Origin of the sequence: Streptomyces cucumeris (assembly GCF_024295805.1) — a bacterium.
Lineage (GTDB): Bacteria > Actinomycetota > Actinomycetes > Streptomycetales > Streptomycetaceae > Streptomyces > Streptomyces cucumeris.
The window spans coordinates 203248-219439 of record NZ_JANCLX010000002.1; the positions used below are offsets into that span (position 1 = coordinate 203248).

At 72.6% G+C, this 16192-nt stretch carries 15 protein-coding genes and 1 pseudogene; 8 read left to right on the forward strand and 8 right to left on the reverse strand.

The window, feature by feature from the left end; translation table 11 throughout:
* Positions 1 to 177: 177 nt before the first annotated feature.
* From NMK44_RS03885 to NMK44_RS03895, 3 genes are read right to left on the reverse strand one after another with little or no spacing between them, the layout of a single operon-like run.
* Positions 178 to 1332 carry an Mrp/NBP35 family ATP-binding protein gene (locus NMK44_RS03885; protein ID WP_254738195.1) on the reverse strand — a complete coding sequence of 385 codons (1155 nt, stop codon included), beginning with the start codon at positions 1330 to 1332 and terminating at the stop codon, positions 178 to 180.
* A gap of 42 nt (positions 1333 to 1374) precedes the next feature.
* Complete coding sequence (locus NMK44_RS03890) at positions 1375 to 1881, reverse strand: DUF1003 domain-containing protein (RefSeq protein WP_254738197.1); 507 nt, start codon at positions 1879 to 1881, stop codon at positions 1375 to 1377.
* Positions 1871 to 3154 (reverse strand): magnesium transporter MgtE N-terminal domain-containing protein, encoded by a 1284-nt coding sequence (locus NMK44_RS03895; protein WP_254738199.1) that lies wholly within the window; start codon positions 3152 to 3154, stop codon positions 1871 to 1873. Before NMK44_RS03895 ends, NMK44_RS03890 begins: the two co-directional genes overlap by 11 nt.
* A 204-nt stretch (positions 3155 to 3358) precedes the next feature.
* On the opposite strand from NMK44_RS03895, the gene NMK44_RS03900 reads away from it, so the two are divergent.
* Positions 3359 to 4105 (forward strand): hypothetical protein, encoded by a 747-nt coding sequence (locus tag NMK44_RS03900; protein ID WP_374215230.1) that lies wholly within the window; start codon positions 3359 to 3361, stop codon positions 4103 to 4105.
* Between the two features lie 63 nt (positions 4106 to 4168).
* Here the strand turns inward: NMK44_RS03900 and NMK44_RS03905 are convergent, their stop codons facing one another.
* Positions 4169 to 4696, reverse strand: coding sequence for a hypothetical protein (locus tag NMK44_RS03905; RefSeq protein WP_254738201.1), 528 nt, complete (start codon positions 4694 to 4696; stop codon positions 4169 to 4171).
* 217 nt (positions 4697 to 4913) lie between these two features.
* Between NMK44_RS03905 and NMK44_RS42635 the strand changes: the two are divergent.
* Positions 4914 to 5666, forward strand: a pseudogene (locus NMK44_RS42635) (DMT family transporter); the annotation flags it as partial.
* A 93-nt stretch (positions 5667 to 5759) separates the two neighbouring features.
* Here the strand turns inward: NMK44_RS42635 and NMK44_RS03915 are convergent.
* Positions 5760 to 6860: a magnesium and cobalt transport protein CorA gene (locus tag NMK44_RS03915; protein ID WP_254738203.1), complete on the reverse strand. Its 1101-nt coding sequence runs from the start codon at positions 6858 to 6860 to the stop codon at positions 5760 to 5762.
* 451 nt (positions 6861 to 7311) lie between these two features.
* Here NMK44_RS03915 and NMK44_RS03920 point away from each other — a divergent pair, with 451 nt between their 5' ends.
* From NMK44_RS03920 to NMK44_RS03935, 4 genes are all read left to right on the forward strand, one after another.
* Positions 7312 to 7917 carry a suppressor of fused domain protein gene (locus NMK44_RS03920; protein ID WP_254738205.1) on the forward strand — a complete coding sequence of 202 codons (606 nt, stop codon included), beginning with the start codon at positions 7312 to 7314 and terminating at the stop codon, positions 7915 to 7917.
* A gap of 190 nt (positions 7918 to 8107) precedes the next feature.
* The gene (locus tag NMK44_RS03925; RefSeq protein ID WP_254738207.1) at positions 8108 to 8746 is read left to right on the forward strand and encodes a DUF6758 family protein; all 639 of its coding nucleotides are present in this window, start codon (positions 8108 to 8110) and stop codon (positions 8744 to 8746) included.
* A 124-nt stretch (positions 8747 to 8870) separates the two neighbouring features.
* A complete protein-coding gene (locus tag NMK44_RS03930; RefSeq protein ID WP_254738209.1) occupies positions 8871 to 9725 on the forward strand; it encodes a PHP domain-containing protein in 855 nt (284 codons plus the stop codon).
* A 92-nt stretch (positions 9726 to 9817) separates the two neighbouring features.
* Complete coding sequence (locus NMK44_RS03935; protein ID WP_254738211.1) at positions 9818 to 10423, forward strand: MarC family protein; 606 nt, start codon at positions 9818 to 9820, stop codon at positions 10421 to 10423.
* Between the two features lie 98 nt (positions 10424 to 10521).
* Here NMK44_RS03935 and NMK44_RS03940 read toward each other — a convergent pair whose 3' ends face one another.
* On the reverse strand, positions 10522 to 10674 hold the full coding sequence (locus NMK44_RS03940; protein ID WP_254738213.1) for a DUF8834 family protein: 153 nt from the start codon (positions 10672 to 10674) through the stop codon (positions 10522 to 10524).
* A gap of 213 nt (positions 10675 to 10887) precedes the next feature.
* On the opposite strand from NMK44_RS03940, the gene NMK44_RS03945 reads away from it, so the two are divergent.
* Positions 10888 to 11817 (forward strand): NYN domain-containing protein, encoded by a 930-nt coding sequence (locus NMK44_RS03945; RefSeq protein ID WP_254738215.1) that lies wholly within the window; start codon positions 10888 to 10890, stop codon positions 11815 to 11817.
* Between the two features lie 53 nt (positions 11818 to 11870).
* Here the strand turns inward: NMK44_RS03945 and NMK44_RS03950 are convergent, their stop codons facing one another.
* Positions 11871 to 12737 carry an alpha/beta fold hydrolase gene (locus tag NMK44_RS03950; protein ID WP_254738217.1) on the reverse strand — a complete coding sequence of 289 codons (867 nt, stop codon included), beginning with the start codon at positions 12735 to 12737 and terminating at the stop codon, positions 11871 to 11873.
* Positions 12738 to 12840: 103 nt separating this feature from the next.
* Positions 12841 to 14796, reverse strand: a complete 1956-nt coding sequence (locus NMK44_RS03955; RefSeq protein ID WP_254738219.1) for a DEAD/DEAH box helicase — start codon at positions 14794 to 14796, stop codon at positions 12841 to 12843.
* Positions 14797 to 15249: 453 nt separating this feature from the next.
* On the opposite strand from NMK44_RS03955, the gene NMK44_RS03960 reads away from it, so the two are divergent.
* Entirely contained in the window at positions 15250 to 16065 is an 816-nt protein-coding gene (locus NMK44_RS03960) for a ferritin-like fold-containing protein (protein WP_374215231.1), read from the forward strand.
* The last annotated feature ends 127 nt before the right edge of the window (positions 16066 to 16192 follow it).

Here is a 16192-nt window from a genome sequence, read left to right on the forward strand (position 1 = left end):
CCGACGCATCACAGACACGAGCGGCGGGGGGGGGGGGGCGCCCCCCCGGCCCCCCCCCCCCCCCCCCCCCCCCCCGCCGGCCCGGGGGGGGGGGGGGGGCCCCCCCACCCACCCGCCCGGCGGGGGGGGGCCCCCCGCGCCCCCCCCCCGCCCCCCCCCCCCCGCCGCTCGATGCCGTCAGAACTTGTTGCGCGGGGTGACCCCCAGCGACATGCCCGCGAGCCCGCGCTGCCGCCCGCCGATCTTGCCCGCGATCGCCTTGAGCGCGGCGCCCGCCGGGGAGTCGGGGTCGGTCAGGACGACCGGCTTGCCCTCGTCGCCGCCTTCGCGCAGCCGGACGTCGATCGGGATGGCGCCGAGGACCGGCACCGTCGTACCGGTGGTCCGGCTGAGCCCGTCCGCGACCACCTGGCCACCGCCGGTGCCGAACACGTCGACCATCTCGTCGCAGTGCGGGCAGGGCAGCCCGGACATGTTCTCCACCACGCCGACGATCTTCTGATGGGTCTGCACGGCGATCGACCCGGCCCGCTCGGCCACCTCGGCGGCGGCCTGCTGCGGTGTGGTCACCACCAGGATCTCGGCGTTGGGCACCAGCTGGGCCACCGAGATCGCGATATCGCCGGTGCCCGGGGGCAGGTCCAGGAGCAGGACGTCGAGGTCGCCCCAGTAGACATCGGCCAGGAACTGCTGGAGCGCGCGGTGCAGCATCGGTCCGCGCCACACCACCGGGGCGTTGCCCGGGGTGAACATCCCGATCGAGATCACCTTCACGCCGTTCGCGGACGGCGGCATGATCATGTTCTCGACCTGGGTGGGCCGTCCGTCGGCGCCCAGCATGCGCGGTACGGAGTGGCCGTAGATGTCGGCGTCCACCACGCCGACCTTGAGCCCGTCGGCGGCCATCGCCGCGGCCAGGTTGACCGTGACCGAGGACTTGCCGACGCCGCCCTTGCCGGAGGCCACCGCGTAGACCCGGGTGAGCGAACCGGGCTGGGCGAAGGGCACCTCGCGCTCGGCCTGGCCGCCGCGCAGCGAGGCGGCCAGCTCCCGGCGCTGCTCATCGCTCATCACATCGAGTTCGACGGTGACCGAGGTCACACCCTCGACGCGGGCGACCGCGTCCCGCACATTGGTCGTGATCGTCTCCCGCATCGGACAGCCGGAGACCGTGAGGTAGACCACCACCGCGACCGCGCCGTCGGCGGCGATGTCCACGGATTTGACCATGCCGAGGTCGGTGATCGGCTTGTGGATCTCCGGGTCGTTGACCGTGGCGAGCGCGGCGCGGACCGCGTCCTCGCTCGGCGATGGGGGAGTGTCGGTAGCCATATGGAGATGGTACGGCGCGCCGGGCGAGCCACGGAAAGCCCGTCAGCGGTCGCGTTCCTCACTCCGGGCGGGACCGGCCCGCCCCTCGTCCAGCTCCCTGATCAGGTCCTCGAACTCCGAGCGGATCCAGTCCCGGGTGGCGACCTCGCCCAGCCCCACGCGCAGCGCCGCGATCTCCCGGGTCAGGAACTCGGTGTCGGCGATGGACCGTTCGTTCTGCTTGCGGTCCTGTTCGAGGTTGACCCGGTCGCGGTCGGCCTGCCGGTACTGGGCGAGCAGGATGAGCGGCGCGGAGTACGACGCCTGGAGCGACAGCATCAGGGTCAGGAAGATGAACGGGAAGGGGTCGAACCGCAGCCGGTCCGGGGCCAGGGTGTTCCAGCTCACCCACACGACCACGAAGGCGGTCATCCAGGCGATGAAGCGGCCGGTGCCCAGGAAGCGGGCGATCCGTTCCGACGCCTTGCCGAACGCCTCGGGGTCCCAGGCGGGCAGCGGACTGCGGCGCCGCGGTTTGGGCCGGTCCAGGCGGCTCCCCTCACCGTCCATCGGCGGCCCCCGGCATGGTCACCCCGGTGTGCAGCTCCCGCTCCCGCCAGTCGGACGGCAGCAGGTGGTCCAGGACGTCGTCCACGGTGACCGCGCCGAGCAGCGAGCCGCTCTCGTCCACCACCGGCGCGGCCAGCAGGTTGTAGACCGCCAGGTGGCTGGCGACCACCGGCAGCGGGGTGTCCGGCGGCAGCGGCGGCAGATCGGTGTCGACGATCGAGGCGACGAGGGTGAACGGCGGGTCGCGCAGCAGCCGTTGGAAGTGGATGGTGCCCAGGTAGCGCCCGGTGGGGGTCTCGTCCGGCGGACGGCACACATAGACCTGGGCGGCCAGCGCCGGGGTCAGGTCCTGGATACGCACCCGGGCCAGCGCGTCCGCCACCGTGGCGTCCGGCCGCAGCACGATCGGCTCGGTGGTCATCAGACCGCCCGCCGAGCCCTCCTCGTACGACATCAGCCGGCGCATATCGGCGGCGTCGCGCGGGCGCATCAGGGCCAGCAGCCGTTCCTTGTCCTCCTCGGGGAGCTCGGAGAGCAGATCGGCCGCGTCATCGGGGTCCATGGCCTCCAGGACGTCCGCGGCGCGCTCCTCCTTGAGCTTGCCGAGGATCTCCACCTGGTCGTCGTCGGGCAACTCCTCCAGGACGTCCGCGAGCCGGTCGTCGTCCAGCGCCGCCGCCACCTCGCCGCGCCGCTTGGCGGAGAGATGGTGCAGCACATTGGCGAGGTCGGCGGGGCGCAGCCGTTCGAAGGTGGCGAGCAGGTTCTCCGCGCCCTGGCCGTGCTCCTCCAGCGAGAAGCCGGTGACGGCCGACCACTCGACGGTCAGCGACTCACCGCGGCGGCGCAGCGCCCCGGACTTGCCGCGCCGCACATGGACCTTGTCGATCTCCCATTCGCGGCGGGCGGGGAGCTGGCCCATCGCCACGTCCAGGACGGTGACCTCCTCGCCGGTCTCCACCAGCCGCACCCGGCGGTCGAGCAGTTCACCGAGGACCAGCGTCTCGGTGGGGCGCTGTTCGAAGCGCCGCATGTTGATCACGCCGGTGCTGATGACCTGGCCGGATTCCACCCCGGTCACCCGGGTCATGGGCAGGAAGATCCGGCGGCGGCCGACCACCTCGACCACCAGTCCGAGCACCCGCGGCGGCCGTCCCGCCAGCCGCAGCATCGCCACCAGGTCGCGGACCCGCCCCACCTGGTCGCCGTTGGGGTCGAAGACGGCGACACCCGCGAGGTGCGAGACGAAGACCCTGGGGGCGCCTGCCGGCATGTCCTGCCTCTCCTCGTCCGTGGCCCGTCACGGCCCGTTCCGCTGTGCCGCCTTCATGTCCTTTCGTACCGTTACGCCGGGTTCAGGCTAGCGTGCCCCGACCCGCCGTGCCGCTGGACGAGGGGCCGTCCGCCACCCTGCGGACACCCGTGGACGGCACCGGTACGCTGCCCTACTGCACCGGCATCAGGAGGCAGAGCGGACGTGCGCACCCGGAAGAGCGCCCTCGTCGCGGCGATGTGCGCGGGGTTGGCCGCGACCCTCGCGGCGTGCGGTGGCGAGGGGGGCAAGGACCCCGACGCGGGCACCAACGGCGTGGGCAAACTGTCCGCCGCCAAGATCGAGAGCAAGGCCCGTGCGGCGGCCGGGAGTGCGAGAGCGGTACGGCTGTCCGGCAATCTCGTCACCAAGGGGCGCACCTACACCCTCGACGTGCGGCTCAAGGGTGACGGCGGCACCGGGCAGGTCTCCACCCAGGGCAGCACCTTCGAGCTGCTGCGCGTCGGCAAGGAGCTCTACCTCAAGGCGGACGCGGGCTTCTGGGCGCGCGAGGGCGCCGGGAAGGGCGGCGACGCCGCCGGGGACGCCGCGGACAAGCTGGACGACAAGTATGTGAAGGTTCCCCCCGGCGACCCCTCCTACCGGCGGCTCACCGGTTTCACCGACAAGAAGGTGCTGCTCGACGGATTGCTCGGACTGCACGGCCGGATCAGCGCGGGGGACCGCGGCGAGGTGAGCGGTGTGCGCACCATCCGGGTCCTCGGCGGCGAGGCCGGTGAGGGCGGCTCGCTGGACGTCTCCCTGGAGGGCCGTCCGTACCCCCTGCGGCTCCAGCGGGCGGGGCGCGCCGGGGTGATCCGGCTCGCGGACTGGAACAAGGACTTCACGCTGACCGCCCCGGACCAGGACCACGTCCTGGACTACGGACGGCAGATCCCGAACGGGCCCTGACGCCCTGCGGTCCGGCCGCGCCCCGGAGCGCGGCGGCGCCTCGCGGCTCCTCCCGCGGAGCGCTCAGCGCTTGCGGCCCCGGCGCCCGCGCGCCAGCAGCTTCGGCAGCGCCTCCGGCATCGGACGCCGGGTGACCGCCGCGGACGGCAGCGGGGTCGCCGCCAGCGAGCCGGTGGGCTGCTCGGCGAGCGCCCCCGGTGCGGGCTCCAGCCGCAGCACCCGGCTGCTCTCGGCCCACCGCTCGGCGATCCGGTCGGCGTCCACCGCGTTCAGCCGCTTGCCCTTGAGCTCGTCGACCGCCGCGGTCCACGCCTCCCCGCGCGGGGTCAGCTCCACCACCCGCGCGGGGAAGCCGACCAGCCGGCCGCCCTTGTCCTTGCTGCGCACGGTCACCGTGGCGGGGCCGCCGTCGGTGAGGCCGAGTCCGGTGAGGGGCTGTTCGTCGGGGCCGTCCCCGACCAGGCAGACGGCGCCGTCGTGCCAGATGTGCCACAGCGCGCGGGCGGTGCCCTCGCTCCCCCGGACCCAGATGAGGGCGGACTTCTTGGCCGCCTCCTCGACAAGGGCACGGTCCATCGGCGTCTGCGTCATGTGCACAGCCTAGGACGTGTGCGTGGCGGTCCCACCGGGCGCCCGGCGGGCCGTCCCGGTCCGCGGGACGGCCGGTCCCCGCCCCGGCCACGCGCCTTACGCTGAGGGTGTGTCCACCGCCCGTCCCGCTCCCGGCCCCGCCACCGGCCACGCGCCGGACGGTACCGGCGGCGCGGCTGCCGCCACCCCGCTCCCGCTGGACGCCGTACTGCTCGCGGTGGCCGTCGCCGGGGTCTCGTTCTCCGCGCCGCTGGCCGCCGCCACCGCCGCGCCCGCCCTCGCCATCGCCTTCTGGCGGAACGCCATGGGGGTCGGCGCGCTGGCCCCGTTCGCCCTGTGGCGCCACCGGGGCGAGCTGCGCGGGATGGGACGCCGGGCGGTGCTGCTGTCGGCCGCGGCCGGGGCGCTGCTCGCGGTGCACTTCGGCACCTGGCTGCCGAGTCTGCGGATGACCTCCGTCGCCTCCTCCACCGCGCTGGTCACCACCACCCCGATCTGGACCGCGCTGCTGCTGCGGCTGCGCGGCCACCGCCCGGCCGCGCGGGTCTGGCTGGGTATGGGGCTCGCCCTGCTCGGTGTGGTGATGCTCACCGGAGTCGATCTGTCGGCCTCGCCCCGCGCGCTGCTGGGCGATGGACTGGCGCTGGTCGGCGGGGTGGCCGGGGCCGGTTACGTGGTGCTCGGCGCGGAGGTGCGCCGCTCGGTGAGCACCACCGCGTACACCTTCGTCTGCTACGCCACCACCAGCGCGCTGCTGCTGGCCGTCTGTCTGGGCTCGGGCACCGCGCTCGGCGGCTACCGGGGCGTCACCTGGCTCCAGCTCGCCGCCCTGACGGTCACCGCGCAGCTTCTGGGGCACACCCTGATCAACCGGGTGGTGCGGGGCCTCGGCCCCGCCGTCACCTCCACCGCGGTGCTGCTGGAGACCCCGGGGGCGGCCCTGATCGCGGCGCTCTGGCTCGGCCAGACACCGCCCGTGGCCGCCTACCCGGCGCTCGCGGTGATCCTCGGCGGACTCACCCTGGTCATCCTGGCGGGGCGCCGGAAGACCGGACGAACGGGCCTAGAGCCAGCCGTTCCGCTTGAAGCCGCGGTGGATGGCGAAGCAGATCCCGACGGTGACCAGCAGCACGGACGGGTAGCCGAACTTCCAGCGCAGCTCCGGCATGTAGTCGAAGTTCATCCCGTAGATCCCCGCGATCATCGTGGGGACGGCGAAGATCGCCGCCCATGACGTGATCTTGCGCATGTCCTCGTTCTGCGCCACGGTCGCCTGCGCCAGATTGGCCTGGAGGATCGAGTTCAGCAGGTCGTCGAAGGACAGCACCTGCTCGTTGACCCGGGCCAGGTGGTCCGCCACATCCCGGAAGTACTTCTGGATGTCCGGGTCCACCAGCCGCATCGGACGCTCGCTCAGCAGCTGCATCGGCCGCAGCAGCGGTGAGACCGCCCGCTTGAACTCCAGCACCTCACGCTTGAGCTGGTAGATCCGGCCCGCGTCACCGCCACGCCGGGAGGTCGCCGCCGAGAAGACGTCGATCTCCACCTCGTCGATGTCGTCCTGTACGGCGTCGGCGACCGCCAGATAGCCGTCGACCACCTGGTCGGCGATGGCGTGCAGCACCGCCGAGGGGCCCTTGGCCAGCAGCTCCGGGTCGTCCTGGAGCCGGTGACGCAGCGCGCGCAGCGAACCCTGTCCGCCGTGCCGGACGGTCACGATGAAGTTCCGGCCGGTGAAGCACATCACCTCGCCGGTCTCCACCACCTCGCTGGTCGCGGTGAGTTCGGCGTGCTCGACGTAGTGGATCGTCTTGAAGACGGTGAAGAGGGTGTCGTCGTACCGCTCCAGCTTGGGCCGCTGATGCGCCTGGACCGCGTCCTCCACGGCCAGCGGGTGCAGCCCGAACTCCTGGGCGATACCGGCGAACTCACGCTCGTTCGGCTCGTGCAGACCGATCCAGGCGAAGCCGCCCTCGGCGCGCACCCGCTCCATCGCCTTCGCCGGGCTGACGTGGTCGCTGACCCGCCGTCCGTCCCGGTAGACCGCGCAGTCCACCACGGCGCTGGTGACCGAGGGATCACGGGTGGCGTCGTAGTTGTGGGCGGTGCGGGCCCGGCTCAGGGCGGGGCGGACGGCTGCGCGCAGGTCACGGATCATCGACATGACGGGCTCCTTCACGGGCAGGCCGTCAGCGGCGGGCGCGGGGCGCAGCGCGGCACCCGGAAGGTGGACGTACGGCGGTCCGGCATCTGTACGTCCGCAAAGCGGGCGGCGCTCCGTGCGATGGCGCTGACGGTTTCGCGTAAGAAAACTGAACAAAGCGGAACGAAGGCGCTCTGCCGCCACATGCCCTGGATGCGAACTGACTTCACGTGTTTCACCGCGATGCGGTGGGGTACGGAAGGCTCAGATCATGCGTGCGCATCCCCAGGGGAAACGACGGGAGAACTGTCGGTACTGCACGGTCGACTCGGATCCACCGCAGCCCCACCTCCTCCGGCCGGTCCCCCGTGGGGGACGACGTGTAACTCCCTGGGCAGAGATAAAGGCTATCAGTCGGCAGAAGCGTTACGTCGCCGCTTTGCCTGTTCGATACGCGATCTATGCTCGCCGCATGTCAGACGTTCTTGAGCTGGTCGAGGCCCGGTTGATCACCGCGCTGGGTGAGCCGGATGCCCGCGCCGCCGTCACCTTCGTCGGCACGGACCGCATCGAGGTGCTGCGGTTCCGGGGCGAGGGGGACGTCGTCCGCTACGCCACCCTGGGTATGTCGGACACCCCGATGACCGACCCCACCGCCGCCGTCGCCGACCCGCTGCGCGGACCCCGCGCCGAGCTGGTGCTCACCGTGCGCACCGACGGGAACGGCCCCGGCACCGGAGTGCTGGACGAGGTGCTGCGCCCGCTCGCCGTGCTGGCCGCCTCCCCCCAGGTGGAGGGACTGGTGGTGACGCCCGGCGCGTCGCTGGACATCGGCGCCCCCCTGTGGAGCGATGCGCCCTTCACCTCCGTACTGGTCGCCGAACCGGGCGGGCTGGTGGAGGACTTGGAACTGCTGCCGCCCATGGATCCGGTGCGTTTCCTGCCCCTGCTGCCGATGACGGGGAACGAGGCGGCCTGGAAGCGGGTGCACGGGGCGGGCGCGCTCCAGGACCGCTGGCTGCGGCACGGCACGGATCTGCGCGATCCGGTGCGCTCCGGGGTGCCGTTGAACGGCTGACGCCCCGGCGGGCCACTTGGGGCCGTTGACGCCCGGGGCTGACGCCGGACCGGGAGCGGCCGACCTGGTGCGTGTCGCCGGATCACGGCATACCGCGTATGCCGTACGGGCGGAAACTCCTCGGCCGTACGACCTCCGGACGGGTGATCGTCCTTGACGCGGGGACGACCGGGGAGGACCGTGGGGCCCTATGAGGGGCGAACCCAGTTGCCCGAAGTGCGGTGGCCGGGTGCGAGCGCCCGGTCTCTTCGCCGACTCCTGGCAGTGCGGCATGCACGGCACCGTGCATCCGCTCCAGCCTGTCGTCCCGCCGAGCGTCGAAGCACTCGTGGTGGTCACCAACCGCGCCCGGGTCCCGGTCTGGATGCCGTGGCCGCTGCCCGTGGGCTGGCTGTTCACCGGTGTGGCGTGCGCGGGTGACGACCGCAGCGGCGGCCGTGCCACCACCGTGGCCTGCTCCGGGCCGGGTCCGCTGGGCGGCCCCGGTGAGCTGCTGCTGGTGGCCGAGGAGCTCGGCGTCGGACTCGGCGCGCGCTACGCGGGCATCCCGGGGCCCGACCCCGGGCCGGGGATGCGGGTGGACAAGCCCCCGCATGTGAAGGTGCTGGCCGCCGGGCGGCCCACTCCGCTGTGGCATGTCGAGGGCACCCCGGACGACCGGGCGGTCTTCGCGGGCGAGGCGTGCGGACTGTGGCTGTGGGCGATCGTCTGGCCCGAGCAGACCGGACTGCTGATGTACGACGAGATGGTGCTCACCGATCTGCGGGACGCCGGGGCCGAGGTGGACCTGGTGCCGTGCGGGGCGCTGTCGCCGCGGATCCTGTCCTGACCGCGGCCCCGCCGCCCGTCGCCCTCCGGTCCGGGGCCGGTTGCCCCTGACCCGGACACGCCCGGGGCGGCGGTTATCCTGAAGCGTCCCCTCCGTTCCTTCCACCGCAGCTTGGAGCCGTGTCGTGCGCATCGACCTGCACACCCACTCCACTGCCTCGGACGGTACGGACACCCCCGCCGAGCTGGTGCGGAACGCCGCCGCGGCCGGTCTGGACGTCATCGCGCTGACCGACCACGACACCGTCGGCGGTCATCAGGAGGCGATACGGGCGCTGCCGGAGGGCCTGACCCTGGTCACCGGCGCCGAGCTGTCCTGCCGGCTGAACGGCGTGAGCCTGCACATGCTCGCGTACCTCTTCGACCCCGCCGAGCCGGAGTTCGCGCGCGAACGCGAACTGGTCCGCGACGACCGGGTGCCCCGCGCCCGGACGATGGTCACCAAACTGCGGGAGCTGGGCGTACCGGTCACCTGGGAGCAGGTGGCACGGATCGCCGGGGACGGGGCCGTCGGACGGCCGCATGTGGCCACCGCACTCGTCGAGCTGGGCGTGGTGGACAGCGTCTCGGACGCCTTCACCCCGGAGTGGCTCGCCGATGGCGGCCGTGCCTACGCCGAGAAGCACGAGCTGGACCCCTTCGAGGCGATCCGGCTGGTCAAGGCTGCGGGCGGGGTCACCGTCTTCGCGCATCCGCTGGCCGTCAAGCGTGGCCAGTGCGTACCGGAGAGTGCGATCGGCGAACTGGCCGCCGCGGGCCTGGACGGTATCGAGGTCGACCACATGGACCACGACGGGCCCACCCGCGCCCGGCTGCGGGGCCTCGCCGCCGAGCACGGTCTGCTCACCACCGGCTCCAGCGACTACCACGGCAGCCGTAAGAGCTGTCGGCTGGGCGAGTACACCACCGATCCCGAGATCTACGGCGAGATCGTGCGCCGGGCCGCCGGTGCGTTCCCGGTGCCGGGCGCGGGCGGCTGAGCCCACCGCACCGCCGTTCCCCTCCACCCACCTCTCCCTCCCGTCCCCCTCGCGAGCCGCCGCTCGCGCACGTCTGCGCAAGGCCCTTCACCGTGTTCGACACCGCTGTCTTCGGATCCCTCTTTCTCACCCTTTTCGTGATCATGGACCCTCCGGGGATCACGCCGATCTTCCTGGCGCTGACCTCCGGCCGCCCCGTCAAGGTCCAGCGCCGGATGGCCGGCCAGGCCGCCACCGTCGCCTTCGGGGTCATCGCCGTCTTCGGCGTCGCCGGTCAGCAGATCCTCGACTATCTGCATGTCTCGGTCCCCGCGCTGATGATCGCGGGCGGGCTGCTCCTGCTGCTGATCGCGCTGGACCTGCTCACCGGCAAGAACGACGAGCCGACCCAGACCAAGGACGTCAATGTGGCGCTCGTGCCGCTCGGGATGCCGCTGCTGGCCGGGCCCGGGGCGATCGTCTCGGTGATCCTGGCGGTGCAGCACGCCAAGGGCGTCGGCGACCAGGTCTCGGTGTGGGCCGCCATCGTCGCCATGCACGTGGTGCTGTGGCTCACGATGCGCTACTCGCTGCTGATCATCCGCGTGATCAAGGAAGGCGGTGTGGTGCTGGTCACCCGACTGGCCGGAATGATGCTTTCCGCTCTGGCGGTGCAGCAGATCATCAACGGTGTCATCCAGGTGGTCCAGACCGCCTGAGGCGCCCGGAGCCCGTGCCCGCACGCGAAGCGCCCCCGTACATCCGTGTACGGGGGCGCTGTGCGTACGGGTGGTGCCGTCAGGACCTTCCTACGGCACTACCGGGCGACGGTCTCGGCTGGACGGATGTAGATGCGCTGGCCGATCGCGGCGGCCTGCTGCACGATCCGGTTGACGGAGGCGGCGTCCACGACGGTGCTGTCCACGGCGTTACCGTCGACGTCGTCAAGACGCATGATCTCGAAGCGCACGGCTTCTCCCTTCGTCTGATCCTCCTGAGGAGAACTGATGTGTACGGAGGCGGCGCGGCCTCGCTGCCGCACGCTCCTGTACGTCTTCAACGAAAGTGTGCCGTGAAAACATTCCCTACGCTAATGAAATTTTTCGCCAGGCTAAATATCTGCTGGTGGCGGGGGAGGGTCCGGTTGTGATCCCCGAGCGGCCGCCCGGAGAATGAACCGCGTATGAGTGACGTGCTGCCTGCGGGCCAACCAGACCTCGTCTCGATCGCCGTGGGCATCGAGCGCACCAATGAGCTGCTGCAACGCGTGCTCGCCGAGGTGGCCACCACCCCCTCCACCCACGCGATCTTCGTGGACGCGGGGTACGTCTACGCGGCCGCCGGACGGCTGGTCGCGGGTACGGAGGACCGCCGGGCCTTCGAGCTGGACGCCGAGGGGCTGATCGAGGCGTTCATCGACAAGGCGCGCACGATCTTTCCGGACAGCAGACTGCTGCGGGTCTACTGGTTCGACGGTGCCCGGCGGCGCATCCACACCGCCGAGCAGCAGAGCATCGCGGAGCTGCCGGACGTCAAGGTCCGGCTGGGCAACCTCAACGCCAACAACCAGCAGAAGGGCGTCGACTCCCTCATCCGCTCCGATCTGGAGTCCCTCGCCCGGCACCGCGCCATCGGTGACGCCGTGCTGATCGGCGGTGACGAGGACCTGGTCTCGGCCGTCGAGGCGGCCCAGGGCTACGGGGCACGTGTCCACCTGTGGGGCATCGAGGCCGTGGAGGGCCGCAACCAGGCCGAACCGCTGCTGTGGGAGGTCGACAGCCAGCGCACCTTCGACCTCGACTTCTGCAAGCCGTACGTCACCCGCCGCGCCACGGGCTACGAGCTCAACGGTGAGCCGGTGCCCGCGGGGCCCGCCCCCAGCCGGGACGAGGTGCGCTTCATCGGGGCGCAGATCGCCGCCCAGTGGCTCTCCGCACGCGGCCGCGAGACCCTCGCCGAGCTGCTGCCGGGCCATCCGTACCTGCCAGGTTCGGTGGACCAGGAGCTGCTGATCGACGCGGAGGGGCTGCTGCGGCTGTCGCTGCGCGCCCACGCCGATCTGCGGCGCGCGCTGCGGGACGGCTTCTGGGAGCACCTCCAGGCCCAGTACTGAGCCTCCCGCACCGCTGTCGTGGACGACGCGCGCCGACCGGTGGACGGCGCGGCTCAGCCCACGCCGCGCCAGAACGAGACCAGCGCGTCGGCCGTCTCCCGCGGCCGTTCGACGTTGGGGGAGTGCTCGGCCCCTCCGATCACGGTCCGGTGCGCCGACAGCCGCTCGGCCATCTCGTCCATCTGCGGCACCGGCCAGGCGTAGTCCACCTCACCGGAGAGCACATGGACGGGCAGCCCGGCCGCCGCGAGCTCGCCGACCCGGTCCGGTTCCGCGCTGAGCTGCCGTCCGGTGGCGATCAGTTGCTCCGGTACGGTCGCCAGCCAGCGCTGGTGGAGGAACTCCCGCACGCCGGGCGGGGTCGCCGCGTCGGCCGCCTCGGGCGGGTCCAGTTCGCGCATCGCCTGCCAGACGGACTCCATGTCCATCACGGTCAGCGCGTCGATGAGCAGCTTGGTGCGGGCTTGCTGGGCGGCCGAGATGGCCGCCGGGCCCGAGCTCATGATGGTCAGTGAGCTGAACGCGCCCGGGTCCTTCAGCACCGCGGCCCGCGCGATCAGCCCGCCCAGCGAATGCCCGAGCAGATGGACCGGATCCTCGGTGGCGGCGCTGACCGCCGTGGCCTGCGCCAGGACGTCGAGCGCCAGCTCGTCCCGGCCATAGGCCGTCTGGTCCCGGGGGCCGGGGCTCTCGTACTGACCGCGGCCGTCGACCGCGACCGCCCGGAAGCCCGCGGCGGCCAGCGGTTCCAGCAGGGCGATGAAGTCCTCCTTGCTGCCGGTGAAACCGGGCACCAGCAGCACGGTGCCGCGGGCGGCCGAAGCGGGCCGCGCATCATGCGCGGCGAACTCCCCGCGCGCGGTCCCCAGTCGGTACGCGCGGGCGCCCGCGGGCAGTGTGAGAAACGGCGGCCTGCTCATGGGATGAGGCTATACAGACCGCGGGAAACGGACCGTGAACGCCTCGGGCCCCGTCCGCGGTGTCGCGGAACGGGGCCCGAGGCGCTCATCGGTGCCTGTGCCGTCAGCTCTCGGCCGCGGCCTCGGGCTGGGCCGCCGCACGGGTGCGACGACGGCGCCGGACCGGCTTGGCCTCACCGTCGGTGGCCGTCTCCACGGCCTCCGTGGTGGCCTCGGCCGTCTCGGTGGCCTTGGCGCGGGTGCGGCGGCGGGCGGGCTTGGCCGGGGCGTCCTCGGCGGGTGCCGGGGTGCCTTCGGCGGTGGCGACGGCGGCCTCCGCGGCCTCCGTGGCCTTCGCCCGGGTACGGCGGCGCGGCTTGGCCTCCGCGTCGGCGGCCTCGGTGACCGTCTCCGCGGTGGCGGTGGCCTCGGCCGTCTCGGTGGCCTTGGCGCGGGTGCGGCGGCGGGCGGGCTTGGCCGGGGCGTCCTCGGCGGGTGCCGGGGTGCCCTCGGCCGTGGCGACGGCCGCTTCCGCGGCCTCCTCCGTGGCCTTCGCCCGGGTGCGGCGGCGGCGCGGCTTGGCCGGGGCCTCCTCGGCCGGGACGGCCTCGGCGGTCTCCACCGTGTCGACCGCGGCGGTGGCCGCCTCGCCCGCGTCCGCCGCACCACCGCGGGTGCGACGGCGACGACGGGGCTGACGCGGCTCGGTGGCGCCCTCGACGGTGTCGGCAGCGGTCTCGGCGGCCGACGTCCCCTCCGGCGCGCCCCCGTCGCCCATGGTCTGACCGCCGCGGGTGCGGCGGCGGACCCGCTGGGTCCGGGTGCGGGCCGGACGCTCCTGCTGCTGCGGGGCGGCGCCGGAACGGCGGCCCCGGCCACCCCGGCCACCGGTCTCACCGAGGTCTTCGATCTCCTCGGCGGCCAGCCCGGCCCGGGTGCGCTCGGCACGCGGCAGGACACCGGTGGTGCCCTCCGGGATGCTCAGCAGCTCGAAGAGGTGACCCGAGGTGGAGTAGGTCTCCTCCGGGTCGTTGAACGGCAGGTCCAGCGCCTTGTTGATGAGCTGCCAGCGCGGGATGTCGTCCCAGTCGACGAGGGTGATGGCGGTACCCGACGCACCCGCGCGGCCGGTGCGGCCGATGCGGTGCAGATAGGTCTTCTCGTCCTCGGGCGACTGGTAATTGATCACATGGGTGACGCCCTCGACATCGATACCGCGCGCGGCGACATCGGTGCAGACCAGGACATCGACCTTGCCGTTGCGGAAGGCGCGCAGCGCCTGCTCGCGCGCCCCCTGGCCGAGGTCGCCGTGGACCGCGCCGGACGCGAAACCGCGCCGGGCGAGCTGGTCGGCGATATCGGCCGCGGTGCGCTTGGTGCGGCAGAAGATCATCGCGAGTCCACGGCCGTCGGCCTGGAGCACGCGCGCCACGACCTCGGGCTTGTCCAGCGAGTGGGCCCGGAAGACGTGCTGGGTGATGTTGGCCACGGTCGCGCCCTCGTCATCCGGCGCGGTGGCGCGGATGTGGGTGGGCTGCGACATGTAGCGACGGGCCAGGGAGATGACCTGCCCCGGCATGGTCGCCGAGAACAGCATGGTCTGGCGCTTGGCGGGCAGCAGCTGGATGATCTTCTCGACGTCGGGCAGGAAGCCCAGGTCGAGCATCTCGTCGGCCTCGTCGAGGACGAGCGCCTTGACGGCGGAGAGCCGCAGCTTCTTCTGGCCCGCCAGGTCCAGCAGCCGGCCGGGGGTGCCGACGACCACGTCGACGCCCTTCTTCAGGGCCTCGACCTGCGGTTCGTAGGCGCGGCCGCCGTAGATCGACAGGACGCGGACGTCCCGGACCTTACCGGCGGTGAGCAGGTCGTTGGTGACCTGCTGGCAGAGCTCGCGGGTGGGGACGACCACGAGCGCCTGCGGGGTTTCGGTGAGCTGGTCGGGCTTGGCCCGGCCGGCCTCGACGTCGGCGGGGACGACGACGCGCTCCAGCAGCGGGAGGCCGAAGCCCAGCGTCTTGCCGGTGCCGGTCTTGGCCTGGCCGATGACGTCGGTGCCGGACAGGGCGACCGGGAGCGTCATCTCCTGGATGGGGAACGGGGACGTGATGCCGACGGCTTCCAGGGCCTCGGCCGTCTCGGGGAGGATCCCGAGTTCTCGGAACGTGGTCAGGATGTTTGCCTCTTCTGTGAGACGCGGCGGGAGGCGGCGAAGGGGGTCGCACAGCGCCCGGATTGCACCGGCCTTGGGGCGGCCGGTTCGGCGCGGGACCACTGCCCTCGCTCGAGCGCTCACGCCGCGAGCGGGTCCCTCCTGCCGTGCGCATGAACACTGCGCGCCGCGCGGAGGGCGGTCGGTTTGGAGCCGATCGGGCCACCGACCGGGCATCCGCATTCGTGGAACGACCCGCCGGTATGCGACGGGTGCAAATACCACTGTACCCCGGAAGCGCGCATCTGTGACCGGGTAACCGGATGAGCGGCGCCTCAGGCCATGGCTGACCAGGCCCTTCCCCACCGTGCTGAGCGGGCTATTGTGCGCTCCATGGAGACGTCTGACACGCCTGAGAACGCCGCAGCAACCACCGAGGACCGCGCCGGGGAGAGCGCGGCGGACCGTCCGGCGAAGGGTTCCGAGGAGCCCGCCGCCGAGGCCACCGGGATCGCCGCCCAGGACTGGGACACGGCCGCCGCCGATCCGCAGTACCGGGCCGCCGTGGTGGATCTGCTCGGCGCCCTCGCCTACGGCGAGCTGGCCGCCTTCGAGCGGCTGGCCGAGGACGCCAAGCTGGCGCCCACGCTGGAGGACAAGGCCGAGCTGGCGAAGATGGCGTCCGCCGAGTTCCACCACTTCGAGCGGCTCCGGGACCGGCTGGCCACGGTCGGTGAGCGGCCGACCGAGGCGATGGAGCCGTTCGCCGCGGCCCTGGACGGCTTCCACCGCCAGACCGCGCCGTCGGACTGGCTGGAGGGCCTGGTCAAGGCATACGTGGGCGATTCGATCGCCAGCGACTTCTACCGCGAGGTGGCCGTCCGGCTCGACGCCGACACCCGCGGTCTGGTGCTCCAGGTGCTCGACGACACCGGCCACGCCAGTTTCGCGGTGGAGAAGGTGCGCGCCGCCATCGAGGCCGACCCGCGGGTCGGCGGGCGGCTGGCCCTGTGGGCGCGGCGGCTGATGGGCGAGGCGCTGTCGCAGGCGCAGCGGGTGGTCGCGGACCGTGACGCGCTGTCCACGATGCTGGTGGGCGGTCTGGCCGACGGCTTCGACCTGGCGGAGGTGGGCCGGATGTTCTCCCGGATCACCGAGGCGCACACCAAGCGGATGGCCGCGCTGGGCCTGGCCGCCTAGGCCGTGTCTTGTGGATCACCTCGGGCCCGCGACGCCTGGCACGGCAGCTCGCTGCGTTGTCGGAGCATCCGAGTAGGCCCACTACGAGGACGCTCCTCCGCCTTGCGATCCGCCCCCAGCTACCGCT